The 551-nt window shown below is 36.3% G+C and carries 1 protein-coding gene; it reads left to right on the top strand.

Annotated features, from left to right (window positions below; genetic code table 11):
• A partial coding sequence (locus BWI44_RS14645) for a hypothetical protein (RefSeq protein WP_286814754.1) occupies positions 1 to 480 on the top strand: 480 nt, incomplete at its 5' end.
• Positions 481 to 551 lie beyond the last annotated feature (71 nt).

Below are 551 nucleotides of genomic sequence, written 5' to 3'. Positions count from 1 at the left end.
GAGCTTGCAGACGAAGATGAAAAAGTTTCATTAGAGTCAAAGACAAACACGACACTAAGCAAGGGAACAAAGCTTGTTGTCGATGAGGAAAATGTTGACTATTCTGGCCTTGTAAATTCAAGTAAGCAAGTTGTTGCATCATTCAATGTTTCACTTGAAGAAAACAATGTGAAGAAGGATCTCAAAGACTCAATCAAGGTTAAGTTTGAAATTCCTGTTGGATATGGAGATAGAACAAACTTCTATATCTATGTAAGAAACAGAAATGGCGATTATGTCCTACTTTCTTCAACAAGGAATGGAGATTATCTAGAAGTTGAAACAGATACACTCGGCGAGTTTGTTATTCTTTCTGACAACGAAGTATGGATCGATATTGGATCATATGTTAGTATCGGAGTTATCGCTGCGTTTGCGATCTACATGGTTACAGCAGTCGCTGTTAAGAGCGTGAAAAAGAAGAAAAAACAAGCCGCATAAATGCGTGGGAAACAAACTTAGTAAATATATCGGAAAAATAAAAAAAACGGGCATATGCTCGTTTTTTTATT

It is taken from the genome of Bacteroides sp. Phil13, assembly GCF_001940965.1.
GTDB classification, from domain to species: Bacteria; Bacteroidota; Bacteroidia; order Bacteroidales; family Bacteroidaceae; genus Bacteroides; species Bacteroides intestinalis.
This window is presented reverse-complemented; position numbering and strand designations above follow the sequence as displayed.